Here is a 20,699-nt window from a genome sequence, read left to right as displayed (position 1 = left end):
TGGCGCGGCCCCGGCCCCCGCCGCACCGCAGGCCCCGCAGCCGACGCCCGCGCCGCAGGCCCCGCAGCCCGCGCCCGCGCAGAGCTTCGCGCCGCCGCCCGGCAGCACGCCCCCGCCGTCAGTCCCCGCCGCGCCGCAGGTGCACGGGGCGCCGACGATCGCCGCGCCGATCGCGCCCCCCGGCCAGGTGCCGCCGCCCGGTCAGCCGGGCCAGCCGGGCCAGTTCCCGGGCCGGCAGCCGCAGTTCGGCCAGCCGCCGGCCCAGACGCCCCCCGCCCCCGCCCCGTACGGACAGACGCCCCCCGCCCCCGCCCCGTACGGACAGCCCGCCCCGGCCCCCTACGGCCAGCCCGGCCAGCCGCCAGCCAGCCCGTACGGCCAGCCGCCAGCCAGCCCGTACGGCCAGCCGCCCGCGAGCCCGTACGGTCAACCAAGCCAGCCGCAGGGCGGCGCCGCCCCCGGCGTCCAGGCCGCGCTCGCCAAGTACCGGGAGGCGCCCACCGGCCAGCGCTGGACGCCGCAGAACCCCCGGCTCATCCGGGCCGACCTCGGCGCCGGCGGCCAGCCGTTCCTCGCCCGCCAGGGCTCGATGGTGCTCTACCAGGGCAAGGTCGACTTCAGCTACAAGGGCGCGGGCTTCCGCGGCCGGATCGTGGGCAACGCCACCGGCCAGGAGATGCAACTGATGCGCTGCTCCGGCCAGGGCCAGGTCTTCCTCGCGGAGAACGCCGCCGAACTTCACCCGATCGAGCTACAGGGCGACGCGATCTGCGTGTCCGCCGAGAGCGTGCTGGCCTTCGACGAGGGGCTGCACCACGAGGTGCGCCGGATCGAGGGCCACGGGATCCCCGGCGGCGCGCTGTTCACCATGCAGTTCCAGGGCACCGGCACGGTCGTCGTGAAGACCCACGGGACGCCCGTCGTGCTGCCGGTCACCCCGACGACCTTCGCCGACTCCAACGCCATCGTCGCCTGGTCCGCCGCCTCGCAGGTGATCATCTCCAGCCAGGTGCGGCTGCGCCGCAACGCCTACCCCGGCCACAGCGGGGAGACCGTGAACCTCCAGTTCCGCGGCGCGCCCGGCAACTTCATCGTCGTCCAGCCCTACGAGGTCTAAAGGGACCGCCATGGACCAGCAACTGATCACCGGTTACGCGCCGGCCCCGGTCTCCGCCCGGATGGAGAACCACGGCAGCAGCATGCTCAAGGTCGCCATGCAAAGCGGCCAGGACCTCTTCGCCCGCACCGGCTCGATGGTCGCCTACGAGGGCTTCGTCCAGTACGAGCCCAACCCGCCCGCGGTGCGCCAGATGGCCTCCCAGTGGCTCACCGGCGAGGGCGCCCCGCTCATGCGGTGCAGCGGCGACGGCCTGCTCTACCTCGCCGACTACGGCGCGGACGTGGTGTGCGTCAACCTGAACGGCGACTCCCTGTCGGTCAACGGGACCAATCTGCTCGCCTTCGACGCCCACCTCCAGTGGGGCGTGGAGCGGGTCAAGGGCATCGCCAAGTTCGCCGGGCAGGGCCTGTTCAACGTGGGCGTCTCCGGCACCGGCTGGGTCGCCCTGACCTCCCGCGGCACCCCGATCGTCGTCGACTGCGGCCGCGGCGAGGACGAGACCTATGTCGACCCCGACGCGCTGGTCGCCTGGTCCACCAACCTCAAGGTCAAGGGGAAGCGCAGCTTCAAGGCGTCGTCCCTGATCGGCCGGGGCAGCGGCGAGGCCTACCAGCTCGGCTTCTCCGGGCAGGGCTTCGTGGTCGTCCAGCCCAGCGAGGACAGCACTGACCGGCTCCGGGCCCGGGGCTGAGGGGGAGCGAACACATCATGCAGAGCCCGCTTTTCGGCTTCACCGAGACCCAGACCCAGGACCGCTACGCGCTCCAGAACCCGCAGCTGCTGCGGGTCGCCCTCGAAGGCCACCAGGACGTGCTCGCCCGCAAGGGCAGCATGGTCGCCTACCAGGGGCTGATCGAGTTCGACGGCGAGTACCAGACGCAGGGGCAGCAGCGCGCCCGCGCCCGCACCGGCGAGGCGCTCGACCTGATGCGCTGCTCCGGCCAGGGCACGGTCTACCTGGCCAACCTGGCCCAGCACGTGCACATCGTGGACGTGGACCACGACGGGCTGACCGTCGACAGCGCCTATGTGCTCGCCCTCGACTCCACCCTGCACTGGGAGTCGATCGCGGTCGACAGCCAGTACGGCATCTCCGGCTCGGGGAAGTACAACCTCAACATCTCGGGCCACGGCAAGGTCGCCCTGATGACCTCGGGACAGCCGCTGATGCTCCAGGTCACTCCCGACAAGTACGTCAACGTGGACGCGGACGCCATCGTCGCCTGGTCCACCTCGCTGCGGGTCCAGATGCAGGCCCAGACGCACTCCAGCGGCGTGTGGCGGCGCCGCGGCAACACGGGGGAGGGCTGGGAGCTCAGCTTCCTCGGCCAGGGCTACGCGCTGGTGCAGCCCAGCGAGCTGCTGCCGCCGCAGAACGCGGTGATCGGCGGCGGGGCGGCCGCACAGTTCGGCATGGGCCAGCAGGGCGCCCGCGGGCAGAACCAGGGCAACATCTTCAGCAACTGAGCCCGGCCGACGGCCGCTGCTGCCCACCCTGCCGGCCGGGTCTGCCGTACCCGCGCGCCTCCCTCACACCAGCGCGCGGGTACGGGTCACCAGGCGGGCGACCGAGCCGTCGGCCACGCCCGCCACCTCGTCGTAGCCGAACCAGCGCAGGTCCAGCGACTCCTCGCTGATCGCCGCCACCGCGTCCCGCGGGGCCAGCGCCGCGTACTGCACATCCAGATGCCAGGCGCACGGCGTCAGATGGCGGTCGAGGCGCACCGGACCGGTCGGCAGCAGCGTCAGCCCCTCGATGCCGGACTCCTCGGTGGCCTCGCGCAGCGCCGCGTCCGCCAAGGTGGCGTCCTCGGGCTCGCAGTGGCCGCCCATCTGGAGCCACATCTTCAACTTGCGGTGGAGTGTGAGCAGCACGCGGCCCCGGGACGGGTCGATCACCAGCGCGCTGGCCGTGATGTGCCCGTCCCGGCACGCCTTCCACACGCCGTCCGGGTACGTGGCCAGGTGGTCGCCGTACTCCAGCCGCAGCCGGTCCTGGGCGGCGTCCGGCGCGGGCCACTCGCGCAGCACCCGCGCCGCGTCCTCGTGGAGACTCACCGGCCGCTCTCGCCCTTGCCGCCGTCTTCCTCGCCGCCCTTGTCGCCGCCCTTCTCGCCCTCCGCGGCTTCTCCGCCCGCGGCCTCGCCGAGCATCTTGTCCAGCTCGGAGAAGTCCAGCTGCTCGCGGTGGACGAAGCCGTCGGGGTCGTCGAGGTCGTCGGCGGTCGGCAGCATGTCGGGGTGTGCCCACAGCCCGTCGCGCCCGTCCAGGCCGCGCGCGTCGGTCAGCGAGGCCCACAGCCGCGCGGCGTCGCGCAGCCGCCGCGGCCGCAGCTCCAGGCCGATCAGCGTGGCGAAGGTCTGCTCGGCGGGGCCCCCGCTCGCCCGGCGCCGCCGCAGCGTCTCGCGCAGGGCGTCGGCGGACGGCAGGTGGGGCGCGGCGGCGGCGTGCACCACGGCGTCCACCCAGCCCTCGACGAGCGCCAGAGCGGTCTCCAGACGGGCCAGCGCGGCCTTCTGGGTCGGGGTGTCCTCCGGCTGGAACATGCCCTGCTGGAGGGCCTCCTGAAGCTGCTCGGGGTGGGTCGGGTCGAGCTGACCGACCGCGTCCTCCAGCTTCGCCGTGTCGACCTTGATCCCCCGGGCGTACCCCTCGACCGCGCCGAACAGGTGCGAGCGCAGCCACGGCACATGCGCGAACAGCCGCTGGTGGGCGGCCTCGCGCAGCGCCAGGTACAGCCGGACCTCCTCCTCGGGGACGCCGAGGCCGGAGCCGAACGCCGCGATGTTGACCGGGAGCAGGGCCGCCTTGCCGGCGGGGCCCAGCGGCAGCCCGATGTCCGTGGAGCCGACGACCTCGCCGGCCAGCACGCCCACCGCCTGCCCGATCTGGGTGCCGAACATCGCGCCGCCCATGGAGCGCATCATCCCGAGCAGCGGGCCGGCCATGGCCTGCATCTCCTCGGGGAGCACATCGCCCATGGCGGCGCCGACCCGCTCGGCGACCGGGTCCACCAGGTCCTTCCACACCGGCAGCGTCGCCTCGACCCACTCGGCGCGGCTCCAGGCCACCGCCGTGCCCGAACCCGAGGGCAGCGAGGTGACGCCGTCCAGCCACAGGTCGGCGAGGCGGAGCGCCTCCTGGACCGCGGCGCGCTCGGCGGGGCCGACGCTCGCGTCCTTGGTGCCGTCGGCGGTGCCGCGCGCGACCGTCTGACGGGCGATGTCCTTGGCCATGTCCCAGTTCACCGGGCCGCCCTCATAGGAGAGCATCTGGCCCAGCTGCTGGAAGGCCGCGCCCAGGTCGCTCGGGTTCAGCGACCCGAACATCGCCGCGAACGGGTTCTCCCCGCCCGGGCCGCCCGCGCCGAACCCGAACGGATTCGCGGGGCCCTGACTGCCGCCGTGGCCGCCCTTCTTCTTGCCGTCGTCGCCGTCGTCCGGCTCCTCCGGCGGGAGGCCGAATCCGAATGGGGTGTCACTCACGGGTTCCCTCGGCTCGTAGGGCCGCCGGCCCGGGCCGGCGGCGAATGCCCTTGCATCACCACCCAGCCTAGACACCTCGCCGGTTTGCGGGCTCGGTGCTTCGCTGATAGCGGGCCTGCGGCAGGATGGACGTCACCTGGTACGTATGCGTCAGTGCGCTGCGTACTGAAGACAACCGCTGGAGACGCCCGGTGAGTTCCCCAGACCGAGAAGTTCGCGCAGCGCGAAACGATACGCCGCGCACCGCACGACGCCCTGTCGTCGCGGTCACCGGCGCCGCGTCGGGCGCCGGAGCCCTGCTCACGCAGCGGCTCGCCGAATCCGACGAGATCAAGCACGTCCTGGCCATCGACGAGCGCCGCGGCGATGTGACCGAGGCGCAATGGCACGTCCTGGACGTGCGCGACCCGGCTATCGCGGAGAAGCTGCGCGGCGCCGACGCCGTCGTCCACCTGGCCGTCGACCTCGACCTGGGCACCGACCCGGCCGCCCGTACGGCCTACAACGTGCGCGGCACCCAGACCGTCCTGACCGCCGCCGCGGCCGCCGGGGTGCGCCGCGTGGTGCTGTGCACCTCCGCGATGGTCTACGGGGCGCTGCCCGACAACGACGTGCCGCTCGCCGAGGACGCCGAGCTGCGCGCCACGGCGGAGGCCACCGGCGTGGGGGACCTGCTGGAGATCGAGCGGCTCGCCGAGCGGGCGCCCCGGGCCCACCCCGGCCTGAACGTCACCGTCGTACGCCCCGCCATCCTGGTCGGCGGCACCGACACCGCGCTCACCCGCTACTTCGAGTCACCGCGCCTCCTGGTGGTCGCCGGCTCCCGGCCCACCTGGCAGTTCTGCCATGTCGAGGACCTGGTCAGCGCGCTGGAGTACGCCGCCCTGGAGAAGGTCGAGGGCGAGTTGGCGGTCGGCTGCGACGGCTGGCTGGAGCAGGAGGAGGTCGAGGAGCTGTCGGGCATCCGGCGCATGGAACTGCCCTCGGCGGTCGCGCTGGGCGCGGCCTCCCGGCTGCACCGGCTGGGCCTCACCCCGTCCCCGGCGGGCGACCTGGCGTACACCATGCACCCCTGGGCGGTCAGCGGCAGCAGGCTGCACGAGGCGGGCTGGCGGCCGCGGTGGACGAACGAGGAGGTCCTCGCCGAGCTGCTGGAGGAGGTCTCCGGCCGTCACACGCTCGCCGGGCGGCGGCTCGGCCGCAAGGACGCCACCACGCTGGGCGCCGCCGGCGCCACGGTGGCCCTGGTGGGCACCGCGGCGATCGTCCGCCGCGCCCGTAAGGCGCGCCGCAGGGCCTGAGCGGAAGCCGCGTTCCGCGATCCGGCATTCCGCGGAGGGAGTGCGGTGGGGCACGATGGGGCGCATGGGACGTACGCACGACCATCCGGGTGAGCTCGCGGCCGCCGATCCGATCCGCCTGCTCGCGATCCGTGACATCCCCCTGTCCGTCGACGAGGTGTTCGGGGCGGTCGGCGACGCCTCGGCCGGGGGCACCGCGCTGTTCGTCGGCACGGTGCGCGACCACGACGGAGGCGCCGACGTGGGCGCCCTCGGCTACTCCGCCCACCCCACCGCCGAGGCGGAGCTGCGCCGGGTGGCGGAGAAGGTCGCGGCGGACTTCCCGGTGCGGGCGCTCGCCGCGGTGCACCGGGTGGGGGACCTCGCGGTGGGGGACCTGGCGGTGGTCGTGGCGGTGTCCTGCCCGCACCGCGCCGAGGCCTTCGAGGCGTGCCGCCGCCTGATCGACGACCTCAAGAGCGAGGTCCCCATCTGGAAGCACCAGACCTTCACGGACGGTACGGAGGAATGGGTGGGCGTATAGGGCTTCGCGGGGGAGCGCGGGGTAACCCGGAAGGGTGTCCTCCGATTGCGTAACCCGTACCCTGCCGCGAGCGTTGACCAGGCGGAGGATTAATCTGCTCATCTGTCAGTCGCGGTTGTGTCAGGGGATGGGAGGCCGCCGTGGGTGTGCTTCTGTGGTTGCTCATTCCGGTTCTCGCCGCGTTGGCCGCCGTGCTCTATTCGGGCTGGGCCCTGCGCACCCGCAAGACCGGGGACGTCGCCGAGCTCGCCGGGTACGCACGGTTCCGTGAGGCGATGGAGCGCGCGCATTCCGATTCGGATGCGGCCTAGGCGTCGCCGGCTCGGACGGGCGGCCCGGGCGGTGGACTGACACACGCGTCCCGTACTGTCGTTCCATGCCACGCCGCACTGCGACGATGCTCGCCTCCCTCCTGATGCTGATCGCGCTGCTCTGCGCAGGGGCGCTCATGCCGGTGCCGTACGCGGAGATGTCGCCGGGGCCGAGCTACAACACGCTGGGTACCCACCAGGGCGAGTGCGTGCTGCAGATCTCCGGCCAGAAGGGCTGCGAGGGCACCGGCGGGCATCTGAACATGACGACGGTGCGCGTCACCGGCTCCGAGTACAAGATGAACCTCGTCGAGGCGGTCTACGGCTGGCTGGCCCACGACGACGTGGTGGTGCCGCACAGCACCCTCTACCCGGACGACAAGACGCCGGACGAGGTGAGCCAGGAGAACGCCGAGGAGTTCACCCAGTCCCAGGAGAGCGCCAAGGTGGCGGCGCTCAGGGCGCTGGGCAAGAAGGTCACGTCCCATGTGATCGTGGCCGTGGTGCAGCGGGACAAGCCCGCCCAGGGCCGGCTGCACGCGGGCGATGTGATCAAGGCGGTGGACGGCACGGCGGTGCGCGGGCCCGAGGACGTGGCCAAGCTGATCACCAAGCACAAGCCGGGGGAGAAGGTCTCCTTCTCGCTCGTCCCGGCCAAGGAGGCGGCCGCGGCCGAGCGGAGGAACCAGGAGCCCACGCGGCAGAAGACGGTCACCGTCACCACCGCGAAGGCGGAGGACGGCCGGGCGATCGTCGGCATCCAGGCCGGGGTCGACTACACCTTCCCGCTGAAGATCGACATCAAGCTGGCGGACGTGGGCGGGCCGAGCGCCGGGCTGATGTTCGCGCTGGGGATCGTGGACCGGCTGTCGCCGGGCGACCTGACCGGCGGGAAGTTCATCGCGGGCACGGGCACGATCGACGAGAAGGGTCTCGTCGGCCCGATCGGCGGGATCCAGATGAAGACCATCGGCGCGCGGAAGGAGGGCGCGCGGTACTTCCTCACACCGCAGGAGAACTGCAAGGCGGCCGCCGCGGATGTGCCCGACGGCCTCACGCTGGTCAAGGTGCACACCCTCGACGGGGCGCTGAAGGCGCTGAAGCAGATCCGCGCCGGGGACACCGCGGCCCTGCCCAAGTGCGCCAAGGGCTGAGCGGCGGCGCCCGGCGCCCCGGCGGACCGGGGCGGGTTTCCCTGGGCCGGTCTACCCGGGGTCGGTCCACCCGGAGCGGTCTCCCCGGGCTCCGCCTCCCCGGGTCCGGTCTCCCCGGGTCCGGTCTCCCCGGGGCCGGTGAGCGCGGGGCGGTCGCACCGCCCCGCCGCGGTCACTCGGCGAAGGTGGCGGACAGCGCCTCCGCCAGCCCAGGCACCAGGCCGGCGCCGGTGAGCACCTCGGTGGGCGAGTCCTTCTCGCGCAGCCGCACCGCCGCCTCCCGCGACCCGTCCCGCAGCACCGCGACCGTCATGCGGACCTCCTGGCGCTCCGGGTGCTTCGCGACCCACGCGGCGAGCTGCTTCTCGTCCAGGCCGTCGGGCACGGAGCCCTCGGCGGACGGCGGCAGCATCAGACGCTCGACGGTCAGCGCGCAGCCGGTGACCGCGTCGGGCCAGGCGATGGTGGCCAGGAACTCGTCCAGGGGGGTGCCGGCGGGCAGCTCGTCCTGCTCGATGGGGGTGAGCGAGGCCGCGGCGCCGGCGTCGGCCTCCTCGTCGAGCCCGAGCTGGGCGGCGAGGCCCGGCTCCTGCTCGCGCAGGCGCGCGGTGTCGACGAGGGCGAAGAGGCGGGCCGGGCGGTCCCAGCCGAGCCCCGAGGCGTACTCGTCGATCTCGAGCACGGCGCGGGTCAGCGGATTGGCGGCCAGGGGCCCGGAGGGCGGGGGAACGTTCGACATGGGTCATATCGTGCCCTGATCGGACCCGGAAACGGGAACTGAGTAAAGCCTGAGTAAGTTGCTCCATTGGGTCCTACTGTCCGGACCCGCTCAGTCGACAGCGAACTTCGAGGTGCGCACCTTGGCTTTCCAGATGCCGGACCGCGGCGGAGGCCCGACGGGGCCGCGGATCAGAGTCGGCCGACCGTCCCGGCGAGCCCGGACCCTGCTCATGACCCTGGGTGTGCTGGCCGTGCTGGCCATGCTCTTCGTCATGTTCGCGGGGTACTGGACCGACTGGCTCTGGTACCGCTCGGTCCACTACTCCTCGGTCTTCACCACCACCCTGTGGACCAAGATCGGACTGTTCTTCGTCTTCGGCTTCCTGATGGCCCTGGCCGTGGGGATCAACATCTGGCTGGCGCACCGGCTGCGGCCGCCGCTGAGCGCGATGTCGCTGGAGCAGCAGAGCCTGGACCGCTACCGCATGGGCATCGCGCCCTACAAGAAGTGGGTGCTGCTGGCGGTCACCGTCCTGGTCGGGCTGATCGCGGGCGCGTCCGCGTCCGGCCAGTGGCGCACCTGGCTGCTGTGGGTCAACGGGGTGCCGTTCCACCAGCAGGATCCGCAGTTCCACAAGGACGTGTCGTTCTACGCCTTCGATCTGCCCTGGTACCGCTTCCTGCTGAGCTTCGGCTTCGCGGCGACGGTGCTGTCGCTGGTCGCCGCCGCCCTGGTGCACTACCTGTACGGGGGGCTGCGCGTCACCAGCCCGGGCGCCCGCGCGACCGGCGCCGCCACCGGCCATCTGTCGGTGCTGCTGGGCGTTTTCGTCGCCCTCAAGGCCGTGGCGTACTGGCTCGACCGGTACGGCCTGGCGGTGAAGTCGAGCGACTTCAAGGCGACGAGCAGCTGGACGGGTCTGCGCTATGTGGACGCCCACGCCTATCTGCCCGCGAAGACGATCCTGTTCTGCATCGCGGTGATCTGCGCCGTGCTGTTCTTCGCCACACTGTGGCGGCGCACCTGGCAGCTGCCCGTCATCGGCTTCGGTCTGATGGTGCTGTCGGCGATCCTGATCGGCGGGCTCTACCCGGCGATCGTGCAGAAGTTCCAGGTCCAGCCCAACGAGCAGGCCAAGGAAGCGCCGTACATCGAGAAGAACATCGAGGCCACGCGCAAGGCGTACGGCCTCGACGACTCCGAGGTGACGGACTACAAGGGCGAGGCGCCCAAGGACGCGGACCGCAAGAAGCTGCGCGCCGAGGCCGAGACCACGGCGAGCCTGCGGCTGCTCGACCCGAACGTGGTCTCACCGACCTTCCAGCAGCTCCAGAAGGTCAAGGACTACTACGGCTTCCCCCACACCTTGGACGTGGACCGCTACAAGACCAAGGACGGCAAGGAGCAGGACACCGTCATCGGTCTGCGCGAGCTGAACGCGAGCGGCATCCCCGAGCACAACTGGATCAACGACCACTTCAAGTACACCCATGGGTACGGCGTGGTCGCGGCCAAGGGCACCACGACCTCCAAGACCCGGCGCGGCGCGCCGGACTTCATAGAGGAGGACCTGCCCGCCAAGGGCCAGCTCCCGCCGTACGAGCAGCGGATCTACTACGGCGAGAAGACCACCCAGTACTCGATCGTCGGCGGACCGCAGAAGGAGCTCGACCGCTCCACCGACAAGGGTGAGAAGACCTACCGTTACCAGGGTGACAGCGGCGTCAAGCTGTCCAACCCGATCACCCGCGCCGCCTACGCGCTCACCTTCAGCGAGCCCCAGATCCTGTACTCCGGGGCCATAGGGGACGGTTCGCGGATCCTGTACAACCGCACGCCCAAGGAGCGCGTCGAGGCGGTCGCGCCGTGGCTGACCATCGACGGCGACGCCTACCCGGCGGTGGTCGACGGCCGGATCAAGTGGATAATCGACGCCTACACGACGACGGACGGCTATCCGTACGCGTCCCGGACGACGTTGGGCGACACGACGGCCGACTCGCTCAACGACAGCGACGGCGAGCGGTCGGTGGTCGCGCAGCAGAACAAGGTCAACTACATCCGGAACTCGGTGAAGGCGACCGTCGACGCCTACGACGGCAAGGTCACGCTCTACGAGTGGGACACCAAGGACCCGGTGCTGAAGACCTGGAAGAAGGCGTTCCCGGGCACGGTCAAGCCGAAGAGCGCGATCAGCGACGACCTGATGCAGCACCTGCGCTACCCGCAGGACCTGTTCAAGGTGCAGCGCGAGCTGCTCACCCGCTACCACGTCACCAACCCGGTGACGTTCTACAGCGGCAGTGAGGTGTGGCAGGTCCCGGACGACCCGACCAACAAGGGCAACTCCGTGCCGCCGTACTACCTGAGCATGCGGATGCCGGACCAGAAGGAGCAGACCTTCTCGCTGACGACCACGCTCACCCCCAAGGGCCGGGACAACCTCGGCGCGTTCGTGGCGGTGGACGCGGACTCGGAGAGCAGCAGCTACGGCAAGATCAGAATTCTCAAACTGCCGTCCGACACCGGTGTGCCAGGCCCTCAGTTGGTGCAGGCCAACTTCAACTCCGATGACCAGATCGCCGGAAAGCTCAACATCCTCAAGAGAGGCGATTCGGAGATCGAGTACGGCAATCTGCTCACCGTCCCGCTCGGGGACGGCCTGCTGTACGTCGAGCCGGTCTATCTGCGCGGCGCCAGTACCGACCTTCCGCTGCTGCGGCAGGTGCTGGTCAGCTACGGGAACAAGACGGCCTTCGAGAGCTCGCTCAGCAAGGCGCTGGACGTGGTCTTCGGCCAGAGCGAGCCATCGGACGCCCCGAGTGACGGCCAGGACGGCGGGCAGGACAACGGCGGCCAGGACAACGGTGGCGATGGCGGCGGTGGTGACACGGCCAAGCCGCCGGCCGGTGACTCGACCGTGGAGCAGGCCCTGAAGGACGCCGAGAAGGCGTACGAGGACGCCCAGGACGCGCTCAAGAAGGACCCGCAGGACTGGGAGGCCTACGGCAAGGCCCAGCAGGCCCTCAAGGACGCCCTGGACCGGGCCGCCAAGGCCCAGGAGAACGGCGCCGGGAAGAAGGGCCAGAGCCAGGACGGCGAGCAGCCGGACCAGAAGCAGGACCAGGCCCCGGACGACAAGGCCCGGCGAGAAGGCAGCTGAGGCGCTGCCCGGGCGGCCCAGGCCTCCCGGGTCGCTCGGGCGAACGCCTGAGCGGCCACCACTCCGCGCCGTGGTAACGTAGAGGCACAACGGCGCGGGGTGGAGCAGCTCGGTAGCTCGCTGGGCTCATAACCCAGAGGTCGCAGGTTCAAATCCTGTCCCCGCTACTGACAGACAAGGCCCGGATCCGCAAGGATCCGGGCCTTGTCGTGTGTCCACCGGGGCGTCCACCCAAGGAATCGCGATACAAGCGTTTGGGTTGTCTCTCTGTGGGCATGTCGACAAAACGCTGAAGTGACCTCATCGGCTGGGGTATACCAAGGTGTACCCGGGTTGCAGGTGATGCCACGATGGAATTTATGGGGGACAGGGTCAGTCTGTTGGAGACAGGGCGTTTTGCGCAGTCGCACGACGATGCCGAGGAAGAGACCCGGCACCGCCGGGCCGCCGAGTCCGGCGACATCGCGGCGATGAGCGCCCTGGGCGCGCTGCTGCTGCGCCGCGGCGACCTCGACGGCGCCGAGCCCCATCTGCGCGCCGCCACCGCGGCCGGCGACCGCGCCGCGGCCAACAACCTCGGCGTCCTCCTCCACCAGCGCGGCTACGCGGAGGAGGCGGCCGGCTGGTGGCGCGTCGCCGCCGTCGCGGGGTCCGCCGCCGCGGCCCACGCCCTCGGCCGTCACCACCGCGAGCGCGGGGACGAGCCCGCCGCCGAGTACTGGCTGCGCCAGTCCGCCGAGTCCGGCCACACCCTGGGCGCGTACGCCCTCGGCGACCTGCTGGAGCACCGCAGCGACATCGGCGCCGAGCGCTGGTTCCGGGCCGCCGCCGAGCGCGGCCACCGCGAGGCCTCGTACCGCCTCGCCCGCATCCTGGACAAGCGCGAGGGCGAGGCCGCCCGAGGCCGCGCCGGTCCCGGCGCCGAGTCGGAGGCCGAGAAGTGGTACCGCCAGGCCGCCGCGCGCGGCCACCGGCGCGCCGCCCTGCACCTCGGCACGCTCCTGGAGAAGCGCGGCGAGACCCAGGAGGCGGGCCGCTGGTACCTGACGTCCGCCAAGGACGGCGAGCCCCGCGCGGCCTGCGCGCTCGGCTTCCTGCTGCGCGACGCGGGCGACACCGACAGCGCCGCCGTCTGGTGGCACCGCGCCGCCCAGGAGGGCGACGGCAACGCGGCCAACGCGCTGGGCGCGCTGCACGCCGACCGCGGCGAGACCCAGACCGCCGAGCGCTGGTACCGCACCGCCCTGGACGCCGGGGACATCAACGGCGCGTACAACCTGGGGCTGCTCTGCGCCGAGCAGGGCCGCACCGCGCAGGCCGAGCAGTGGTACCGCCGCGCCGCCTACGCCGGGCACCGCGAGGCCGCCAACGCCGTGGCCGTCATGCTGCTGCAGCGCGGTGACGCGGCCGGCGCCGAGCCGTGGTTCTCCAAGGCCGCCGAGGCCGGAAGCGTGGACGCCGCGTTCAACCTGGGCATCCTGCACGCCGGGCGGGGAGAGGAGCGGGCCGCGCAGCAGTGGTACGAGCGGGCCGCCGCCGCCGGGCACACCGAGGCCGCGCTGCAGGTCGGCATCGCCCTGCTGCGCGAGGGCGACGACCGCGAGGCCGAGCGCCACCTGCGCTGCGCGGCGGGGGGCGGCAGCGCGGAGGCCGCCTTCCGGCTGGGCGCGCTGCTGGACCGGCCCTCCGCCGACGGGGCCTGCCCGCGCGGCTCCCTCGGGCGCGCCGAGATGGAGCCGGTCGTGCCGGAGTACGAGGAGTGGTACGAGCGCGCCGCCCGGCAGGGACACCGGCGCGCCCAGGTGCGCATGGGGATGCTCGCGGCGGGCCGGGGCGATGTGGTGGAGGCCGCGCGCTGGTACCGCGAGGCAGCCGAGGCCGGCAGCAGCAACGGCGCCTTCAACCTGGGCCTGCTGCTCGCCCGCGAGGGCAGCGAGCCGGAGGCCGCCCTGTGGTGGACCCGCGCGGCCGAGGCGGGCCACGGCCGGGCCGCCCTGCGGCTGGCGCTGCTCGCGGCCCGCCGGGGCGCGCTCTCCGAGGGCCAGCGCTGGTGCGCCCGGGCCGTCGAGCTGGGCCCGGCGGAGGTCGCCGAGCGCGCGGCGCGGCTGCGGGACGCCCTCCAGCAGGAGCTGACGGCCTGAGCCGCGCCCCCGCCCTCGCGCCCTGCGCCCCGGGACCAGCGGGCCCTGTTCTCGCGATTTGCCCCAGCCGTCGACGTGTGGTTACTATTGCGTCACATCGACGCGGGGTGGAGCAGCTCGGTAGCTCGCTGGGCTCATAACCCAGAGGTCGCAGGTTCAAATCCTGTCCCCGCTACCAAGGCGAAGGGCCCGGATCCTCCAGGATCCGGGCCCTTCGTGCAGCCTCCGGGCCTTGGGCGTGGCACCCGGGCCTTTCCGGCGGTGCGATCAGCGTCCTTCGGGGCGGTGTGCTCAGGCGCTCGCGCAGGCCGGGCAGAGCCCGCGGTAGGTGACCTGGACCGTGGAGATCGCGAAGCCGAAGCGCTCCTCCGCCGGGAGGTCGGCCAGCGGGTCGCCGGAGGGGTGGACGTCGCGGATGGTGCCGCATGAGGCGCACACCAGGTGCTGGTGCGCGTGGTGGGCGTTGGGGTCGTACCGTTTGGCCCGCCCGTCCGTGCTGACCTCGATCACCTCGCCGAGCGAAACCAGCTCGCCGAGGGTGTTGTACACGGTCGCGCGGGAGATCTCCGGCAGGCGCTCGGTCGCCAGGGCGTGTACCTCGTCGGCGGTGTAGTGCACGTGGTCCCCGTCGAGGACCTCGGCGACGACACGCCGCTGGGCCGTCAGCCGCCAGCCGCGTCCCCGGAGTCGTTCGAGAAGGTCGCTCATGCCCATTCACCTATCAGTCAGATAAGGCAAGGGTAGCAGTGGGCCGGTCCATGATCAGAACCGGTATCACTCTCCATGTCTTCTTGACTTAGACGGCGTCCAAACCCCTCCCACGCCCGGGCGCCGGGTTCACCCCGCGAGCGCCGGCGCGGGCCGCCGCGCGCCGGTCCAGCAGCGGATGATGTCGCGCACCGACACCACGCCCACGGGGTCGCCCGCGTCGAGGACTATCAGGTGCCGGAAGCCGCCCCGGGCCATCGCGTGCGCCGCCTCGTCGAGCGTCCACTGCGGGGCGGCGAAGACGACGTCGGAGGTGGTGTGGGCGTGGGCCCGCTCGCGGTCCGGGTCCTCGCCCGCGCCCAGCGAGTTGAGGACGTCGCGCTCGGTCAGGATGCCGAGCCCGCTGGTGTCCGGGTCCAGCACGATCGCCGAGCCCACCCGCCGGGCGGACATCAACCGGGCGGCCTGACGCAGCGTATGGGCGGGGCCGATGGTGAGGACGACCGAGCTCATGGCGTCGCGGACGAACATGGGCGGGGACAGGGTCATGAGCCCTCCTTGGTGAATCCTTACTGCGACGGTGGGTCCTTGCTGCGACTCCTCATGGCACAGACGCGCTGCTGGGATGCACAAGTTCACAAGCGCGCGGATTCACATGCTCACATGAGGGCGTGGGCGCTCACAAGGGGCGCGCGGAAGCCGATCCGCCGCATGCCGCGCCCCCGTGCCCCGGACCGTACGAGCCGGTCCCCGCCCAGGGTGGTTCCTAACCGCCTAGGTGGCTCAGCAGTTCGTCGTGCAGCAGGCCGTTCGACGCCGCCGCGTCACCGCTGAGCGGCCCCGGTACCCCGTCGAGCCCCGTGAAGCGGCCGCCCGCCTCCTGCACGATGATCGCGTTCGCCGCCATGTCCCACAGCGACAACTCCGGCTCGGCGCAGATGTCCACCGACCCCTCGGCCACCATCATGTACGGCCAGAAGTCGCCGTAGCCGCGCGTCCGCCAGCAGGCCCTCGTCAGTTCCAGGAAGCCGTTCAGCCTGCCGCGCTCCTCCCAGCCGCTCAGCGAGGAGTACGCGAACGACGCGTCCTCCAGCCGCGCCACCCGCGACACCGCCAGCCGGGTCGCGGAGGACAGGCTCCGGCCGGTGTACGCCCCCAGGCCCTCGGCCGCCCACCAGCGGCGGCCGAGCGCCGGCGCCGACACCACCCCGACCACCGGCCGGTCGCCGCCCTCGCCGCGCTCCATGAGCGCGATCAGCGTGGCCCACACCGGCACCCCGCGCACATAGTTCTTGGTGCCGTCGATCGGGTCCACGACCCAGCGGCGCGGCCCGCTGCCCTCGCTGCCGAACTCCTCGCCCAGCACCGCGTCCCGCGGCCGGGCGCGCTGCAGCGAGGTGCGGATCAGTTCCTCGGCGGCCTTGTCGGCCTCGCTCACCGGCGTCATATCGGGTTTCGTCTCGACCTTGAGGTCGAGCGCCTTGAATCGCTCCATGGTGGCGGCGTCGGCGGTATCGGCGAGTACGTGGGCGAGCCGCAGGTCATCGTGGTAGTCGGGCATGGCCGAACAGTATCGACACGGAATCGGCCGATCCACACGACGGCGGCCGGACGGGGGCGCCCGGGGCGCACGCCGGAGCTATTGACACCACCTGGCGGTGCGTCAATTCTGTCCGCACGTGCCGCCCAAGACGGACGCATGGCCTGGGAGGCGACGATGCCCGCAGCACGTGAATCCTTGCTCGACGCGGCCTTCACCGCGCTCGCCGAGCGCCCGTGGGCGGGGGTCCGGATGGTCGATGTGGCCATGGCGGCCGGGGTCTCGCGGCAGACGCTCTACAACGAGTTCGGCAGCAAGGACGGCCTCGCGCGCGCTCTGGTGCGCCGCGAGGCCGAGGCGTATCTGACCGGCGTCGAACGGGCGCTGTCCGGGGCCTCCGGCGCCGTCGCCCCGAACGAGCGGCTGGCGGCCGCGGCGGGCTGGACCGTACGGGCCGCGGCCGCCAACCCCCTGGTGCGGGCGGTGCTCACCGGCTGCTGGAACGAGCGGCTCCCCTCGCCCGTACGCGCCGCGGCCCGCCCGCCCCGGCGCGGGGGCGGCCCCGACCCACTGCCCTCGCCCGTCGAACTCCTGGGGCAGGTCAGGGATCGCGCGGTGCGCCTGCTGGCGGGCGACTGGCCGCAGGACGGGGCGGCGGAGCTGGACCGGGCCTGCGAGACGGCCGCGCGCCTGGCGCTGTCGTACGTGGTCGCGCCGGTGGCGGAGGAGCGGAGGGAGAGCGAGGTGGAGAGCCTGGTGCGCGGGGCGCTGACCTAGTGCGCCGAGTGAGCCCGGCGCGCCCAGCAGGCCCAGTGCGCCCAGTGCACCCAGTGCGACTAGTGCGCCGAGCCGGAGAGCTGGAGCCCGATCACGCCGACGATCACCAGCGTGATGGAGACGATCTTGAGCGTGGAGACCAGGTCACCCAGGAAGACCATGCCGTAGATCGCGGTCCCGGCCGCCCCGATACCCGTCCACACCGCATACGCCGGACCCACGTCCAGCTTCTTCAGAGAGAGCGTCAGCAGGCCGAAGCTGCCCAGCGCGAAGGCGCAGAAGGCGATCGTCGGCCACAGCCTGGTGAAGCCGTGCGAGAGCTTGAGGCAGACGGCGAAGCCCGTTTCGAGTAGCCCGGCGACCACGACCAGCAGCCACGCCATACAAGTCCTCCCGCGCCGGTGTCGGCTGCTTCCGCCTCGATCGTGTGATTATCCATTTACCGCCCGCGGTGGGTGGCAAACGTCACCGTCCGTCGGCGGGTCGGCGGGTCGGCGGGTCAGCCGCGGGTCAGTCGCCCTCGCGCCGCTCGCGCGTCGCCAGCAGCCGCCGCAGCGAGTACAGCCGGGCCGGGTCGGCGTGGCCGTCGGCGACCCACTGGTCGAGCGCGCAGTCCGGCTCGTCGTGGCTACAGGCGCGCGGGCAGCCCTCGGTGCCCGGCTCCAGGTCCGGGAAGGCGTGGATGACCCGCGCGGGGTCCACGTGGTGCAGTCCGAAGGACCGTACGCCCGGGGTGTCGATGACCCAGCCGTCGCCGTCGGGCAGCGGCAGCGCGAGCGCGGAGGTGGTGGTGTGCCGGCCGCGGCCGGTGACCGTGTTGACCCGGCCGGTGGCCCGCTTGCGGTCCGGCACCAGGGCGTTGACCAGAGTCGTCTTGCCGACACCCGAATGCCCGACGAAGACCGTCATCTTGTCCGTGAGCCGCTCGCGCACCCGGTCGGCCGCGGCGCCGTCGGCGAGTTCCTCGCGGTTGGTGACGACATAGGGGACGCCGAGGGGCCCGTAGGACTCCAGGAGGGATTCCGCCGGGGCGAGGTCGGACTTGGTGAGGACCAGCAGCGGGGAAAGACCGGCGTCGAAGGCGGCGACCAGACAGCGGTCGATCAGCCGCGGGCGCGGCTCCGGATCGGCGAGCGCGGTGACGATGGCCAGTTGGTCGGCGTTGGCCACGACGACCCGCTCGAAGGGGTCGTCGTCATCGGCGGTACGGCGCAGCACCGACGAGCGCTCCTCGACGCGGACGATCCGCGCCAGGGTGTCCTTGGCGCCCGACAGGTCCCCGACGACCGCCACCCGGTCCCCGACCACCACGCCCTTGCGGCCCAGCTCGCGGGCCTTCATGGCGGTGATCGTGCGGTCCTCGACCAGGACGGTCAGCCGACCGCGGTCGACGGTCACCACGAAGCCCTCGGCGGCGTCCTCGTGCTTGGGGCGGATGCTGGTGCGCGGGCGGTTGCCCCTGCGGTTGGGGCGGACCCGGACGTCGTCCTCGTCGGTGTGCTTGCCGTAGCGGCGCATGGCGGGCGCGCCTCAGGCTCTCCGCGCGGGGGCCGTCGCCGCGTCGAGCATGCCGGTCCACAGCCCGGGGAAGTCGGGCAGGGTCTTGGCCGTGGTGGCCACGTTCTCCACCTGGACGCCCTCGACGACCAGGCCGATGACGGCGGCGGCCGTGGCCAGCCGGTGGTCCTCGTAGGTGTGGAAGACCCCGCCGTGCAGCGGGCGCGGGCGGATCCGCAGCCCGTCGGCGGTCTCGGTGACATCGCCGCCCAGCTCGTTGATCTCCTTGGCGAGGGCCGCCAGCCGGTCGGTCTCGTGCAGCCGCAGATGCGCGATGCCGTGCAGCGAGGACTCGGAGTCGGCCAGCGCCGCCACCGCCGCGATCACCGGGGTCAGCTCGCCCACCTCGTGCAGATCTGCGTCGATGCCGGTGATCCGGCCGGTGCCGGTGAAGGTCAGGCCGGCGTCGGTGAGCTCGCAGGAGCCGCCCATGTCGGTGAAGATCCGGCGCAGCGCGTCGCCGGGCTGGGTGGTGCGCTCCGGCCAGTCGGGGATCGTCACCCGGCCGCCGGTGACCAGGGCGGCCGCCAGGAACGGCGCCGCGTTGGACAGGTCGGGCTCGACCACCAGGTCGCGGCCCAGCAGGGCGCTGGGCGCCACCCGCCACACGTTCGGCTCGCCGCCCGCCTCCGGGGCGTCCACGGCGGCGCCCGCGGCCCGCAGCATGTCGACGGTCATCCGGATGTGGGGCAGCGAGGGCAGCGCGGCGCCCACGTGGCGCAGCTCCACGCCCTGGTTGAAGCGCGGCGCGGACAGCAGCAGGGCGCTGACGAACTGCGAGGAGGAGGAGGCGTCGACCTGCACCGGGCCGCCGTCCAGCGCCCCGCCGCCGTGCACGGTCATCGGCAGCGCGCCGCGCCCGTCGTCGTCGATCCGGGCGCCGAGCGCGCGCAGCGCGTCGATCACGCCGTGCAGCGGGCGCTCGTGGGAGCGCGGGTCGCCGTCGAACCGGACCGGGCCGTCGGCCAGCGCCGCGACCGGCGGCAGGAAGCGCATCACCGTGCCGGCGTTGCCGACGTCCACGGTGGCGGGGCCGTGCAGGCCCGCCGGGATGACCCGCCACGCCTCGCCGCCGCCCGCGGAGCCCGGGGCGCCCAGGGAGCCGGGGGAGCGGTCGGTCACCGTCTCCTCGATCCCCACGCCGAGGGCGCGCAGCGCCTCGGCCATCAGGAGGGTGTCGCGGGAGCGCAGCGGGCGGCGCAGCCAGCCGGGCTCGGCGGCGAGCGCGGCCAGGATCAGGCCGCGGTTGGTGACCGACTTGGATCCGGGCACGGTGACGGTCGCGTCGACCGCTCCGTCGGCGAGCGGAGCGGGCCAGAGGGCGGTGTGCGCGCCCGAGGAGGTCTCAATGCCGGTCATGGCTCTCACTTTAGTGGCTCGCCGAGAGTGGAATTCTCGATCAAAAACAGCGAAATTCGGTCAAAACGCTTCGCGGTCATACCCCCAGCAGCCAGCGGCCGCCGCCGATCAGCGAACTCAGCGAGACGACGTGGAAGAGCAGCAGCCAGACCGCGGCCGGGACGTTGGTCAGCCGGGCCAGCTGGTCGGGGTCGGAGTCGTACGCCCCCGAGTAGCGGCGCTTGCGCTGCAGCTCGAACGGCGGGCGGACGCCGCCCAGCAGCAGGAACCACACCACGACGTACGCGAAGGCCGCCTGGACGTCCGGCTCGGTCAGCCAGGACACCAGGAAGAAGGCGCCCCCGGAGACGACAACGGTCAGCACGCCGTACGCGTTGCGGATCATGATGAGCATCGCGGCGAGCAGGGCCGTGGTTCCCCACAGCAGCGCGGTGATGTGGCCCGCCGCCAGCAGCCACGCCCCGGCGAGCCCCAGCAGCGACGGCGCGGTGTACCCGGCGGCCGCGGTGAGGATCATGCCGAGGCCGGTGGGCTTGCCGCGCGAGACGGTCAGCCCCGAGGTGTCCGAGTGCAGCCGTATGCCGTCCAGCCGCCGGCCGCTGAGCAGCGCCACCAGGCCGTGGCCGCCCTCGTGGGCGATGGTGATGGCGTTGCGGGCGATCCGCCAGGCGGTCTGCGACACCACGACGGAGAGCGCGACGAGCCCGGTGGCGGCGACCAGCCAGGTGGTGGGGTCCGGCTGGGTGCCGACGACGCGGTCCCACAGATCGGCGGCGTTCGTGCTGTCCATGTGCGGGAGGCTCCTCGCGTCCGTCTTGAAGCTGTCACGTCGGTCCGTA

Annotated in this window: 20 protein-coding genes and 2 tRNA genes; 12 read left to right on the top strand and 10 right to left on the bottom strand. The window is 72.5% G+C overall.

Annotated features, from left to right (window positions below; translation table 11 throughout):
• The 3 genes from ABFY07_RS24050 to ABFY07_RS24040 all read left to right on the top strand — a co-directional run.
• Positions 1-1,117: AIM24 family protein (locus ABFY07_RS24050; protein WP_346176465.1), on the top strand; the 1,117-nt coding region annotated here is incomplete at its 5' end.
• Positions 1,118-1,127: 10 nt separating this feature from the next.
• The gene (locus ABFY07_RS24045; protein ID WP_065964202.1) at positions 1,128-1,811 is read left to right on the top strand and encodes an AIM24 family protein; all 684 of its coding nucleotides are present in this window, start codon (positions 1,128-1,130) and stop codon (positions 1,809-1,811) included.
• Between the two features lie 17 nt (positions 1,812-1,828).
• Positions 1,829-2,587 carry an AIM24 family protein gene (locus ABFY07_RS24040; RefSeq protein WP_065964206.1) on the top strand — a complete coding sequence of 253 codons (759 nt, stop codon included), beginning with the start codon at positions 1,829-1,831 and terminating at the stop codon, positions 2,585-2,587.
• A gap of 63 nt (positions 2,588-2,650) precedes the next feature.
• Here the strand turns inward: ABFY07_RS24040 and ABFY07_RS24035 are convergent, their stop codons facing one another.
• Both ABFY07_RS24035 and ABFY07_RS24030 read right to left on the bottom strand, forming a co-directional pair.
• Complete coding sequence (locus ABFY07_RS24035) at positions 2,651-3,178, bottom strand: NUDIX hydrolase (protein WP_346176464.1); 528 nt, start codon at positions 3,176-3,178, stop codon at positions 2,651-2,653.
• A complete protein-coding gene (locus ABFY07_RS24030; protein WP_346176463.1) occupies positions 3,175-4,605 on the bottom strand; it encodes a zinc-dependent metalloprotease in 1,431 nt (476 codons plus the stop codon). The genes ABFY07_RS24035 and ABFY07_RS24030 overlap by 4 nt, the downstream gene beginning before the upstream one ends.
• A 191-nt stretch (positions 4,606-4,796) precedes the next feature.
• Between ABFY07_RS24030 and ABFY07_RS24025 the strand changes: the two genes are divergently transcribed.
• The 4 genes from ABFY07_RS24025 (at position 4,797) to ABFY07_RS24010 (ending at position 7,894) form a co-directional block, all read left to right on the top strand.
• On the top strand, positions 4,797-5,906 hold the full coding sequence (locus ABFY07_RS24025; protein WP_346176462.1) for an SDR family oxidoreductase: 1,110 nt from the start codon (positions 4,797-4,799) through the stop codon (positions 5,904-5,906).
• Between the two features lie 64 nt (positions 5,907-5,970).
• Positions 5,971-6,429: a molybdenum cofactor biosynthesis protein MoaE gene (locus ABFY07_RS24020; protein WP_346176461.1), complete on the top strand. Its 459-nt coding sequence runs from the start codon at positions 5,971-5,973 to the stop codon at positions 6,427-6,429.
• A gap of 140 nt (positions 6,430-6,569) precedes the next feature.
• Positions 6,570-6,740, top strand: a complete 171-nt coding sequence (locus tag ABFY07_RS24015; protein ID WP_170066578.1) for a hypothetical protein — start codon at positions 6,570-6,572, stop codon at positions 6,738-6,740.
• Between the two features lie 65 nt (positions 6,741-6,805).
• Positions 6,806-7,894, top strand: a complete 1,089-nt coding sequence (locus tag ABFY07_RS24010) for a YlbL family protein (RefSeq protein ID WP_346176460.1) — start codon at positions 6,806-6,808, stop codon at positions 7,892-7,894.
• Positions 7,895-8,066: 172 nt separating this feature from the next.
• On the opposite strand, the gene ABFY07_RS24005 is transcribed toward ABFY07_RS24010, so the two are convergent.
• A complete protein-coding gene (locus ABFY07_RS24005; RefSeq protein WP_346176459.1) occupies positions 8,067-8,633 on the bottom strand; it encodes a PPA1309 family protein in 567 nt (188 codons plus the stop codon).
• Positions 8,634-8,766: 133 nt separating this feature from the next.
• Between ABFY07_RS24005 and ABFY07_RS24000 the strand changes: the two genes are divergently transcribed.
• The 4 genes from ABFY07_RS24000 to ABFY07_RS23985 all read left to right on the top strand — a co-directional run bounded on the left by ABFY07_RS24000 (position 8,767) and on the right by ABFY07_RS23985 (position 14,097).
• A complete protein-coding gene (locus ABFY07_RS24000) occupies positions 8,767-11,778 on the top strand; it encodes a UPF0182 family membrane protein (protein WP_346176476.1) in 3,012 nt (1,003 codons plus the stop codon).
• 93 nt (positions 11,779-11,871) lie between these two features.
• Positions 11,872-11,945 (top strand) — tRNA-Met (locus ABFY07_RS23995).
• A gap of 183 nt (positions 11,946-12,128) precedes the next feature.
• Positions 12,129-13,919 carry a tetratricopeptide repeat protein gene (locus tag ABFY07_RS23990; protein ID WP_346176458.1) on the top strand — a complete coding sequence of 597 codons (1,791 nt, stop codon included), beginning with the start codon at positions 12,129-12,131 and terminating at the stop codon, positions 13,917-13,919.
• 101 nt (positions 13,920-14,020) lie between these two features.
• Positions 14,021-14,097, top strand: a tRNA-Met gene (locus ABFY07_RS23985).
• A 113-nt stretch (positions 14,098-14,210) separates the two neighbouring features.
• Here the strand turns inward: ABFY07_RS23985 and ABFY07_RS23980 are convergent.
• From ABFY07_RS23980 to hisN, 3 genes are all read right to left on the bottom strand, one after another.
• A complete protein-coding gene (locus ABFY07_RS23980) occupies positions 14,211-14,627 on the bottom strand; it encodes a Fur family transcriptional regulator (protein ID WP_346176457.1) in 417 nt (138 codons plus the stop codon).
• Between the two features lie 129 nt (positions 14,628-14,756).
• Positions 14,757-15,158: a CBS domain-containing protein gene (locus tag ABFY07_RS23975; protein ID WP_065964399.1), complete on the bottom strand. Its 402-nt coding sequence runs from the start codon at positions 15,156-15,158 to the stop codon at positions 14,757-14,759.
• A gap of 235 nt (positions 15,159-15,393) precedes the next feature.
• Positions 15,394-16,188, bottom strand: coding sequence for a histidinol-phosphatase (gene hisN / locus ABFY07_RS23970; RefSeq protein ID WP_065964226.1), 795 nt, complete (start codon positions 16,186-16,188; stop codon positions 15,394-15,396).
• A 156-nt stretch (positions 16,189-16,344) separates the two neighbouring features.
• Here hisN and ABFY07_RS23965 point away from each other — a divergent pair, with 156 nt between their 5' ends.
• Positions 16,345-16,944, top strand: coding sequence for a TetR/AcrR family transcriptional regulator (locus ABFY07_RS23965; protein WP_346176456.1), 600 nt, complete (start codon positions 16,345-16,347; stop codon positions 16,942-16,944).
• A 59-nt stretch (positions 16,945-17,003) separates the two neighbouring features.
• Here the strand turns inward: ABFY07_RS23965 and ABFY07_RS23960 are convergent, their stop codons facing one another.
• From ABFY07_RS23960 to ABFY07_RS23945, 4 genes are all read right to left on the bottom strand, one after another.
• On the bottom strand, positions 17,004-17,327 hold the full coding sequence (locus tag ABFY07_RS23960) for a DMT family transporter (RefSeq protein ID WP_065964228.1): 324 nt from the start codon (positions 17,325-17,327) through the stop codon (positions 17,004-17,006).
• A 127-nt stretch (positions 17,328-17,454) separates the two neighbouring features.
• Entirely contained in the window at positions 17,455-18,462 is a 1,008-nt protein-coding gene (gene rsgA / locus ABFY07_RS23955; RefSeq protein WP_346176455.1) for a ribosome small subunit-dependent GTPase A, read from the bottom strand.
• A 12-nt stretch (positions 18,463-18,474) separates the two neighbouring features.
• Positions 18,475-19,860, bottom strand: a complete 1,386-nt coding sequence (gene aroA, locus ABFY07_RS23950; protein ID WP_346176454.1) for a 3-phosphoshikimate 1-carboxyvinyltransferase — start codon at positions 19,858-19,860, stop codon at positions 18,475-18,477.
• Positions 19,861-19,936: 76 nt separating this feature from the next.
• Positions 19,937-20,650, bottom strand: coding sequence for a M50 family metallopeptidase (locus tag ABFY07_RS23945; protein ID WP_346176453.1), 714 nt, complete (start codon positions 20,648-20,650; stop codon positions 19,937-19,939).
• Positions 20,651-20,699 lie beyond the last annotated feature (49 nt).

The sequence above is a fragment of the Streptomyces sparsogenes subsp. cuspidosporus genome, from assembly GCF_039532705.1.
Taxonomy (GTDB): Bacteria; Actinomycetota; Actinomycetes; order Streptomycetales; family Streptomycetaceae; genus Streptomyces; species Streptomyces sparsogenes.
The sequence above is the reverse complement of the archived record's forward strand: the minus strand, read 5'-3'. Positions and strand labels throughout refer to the sequence as shown.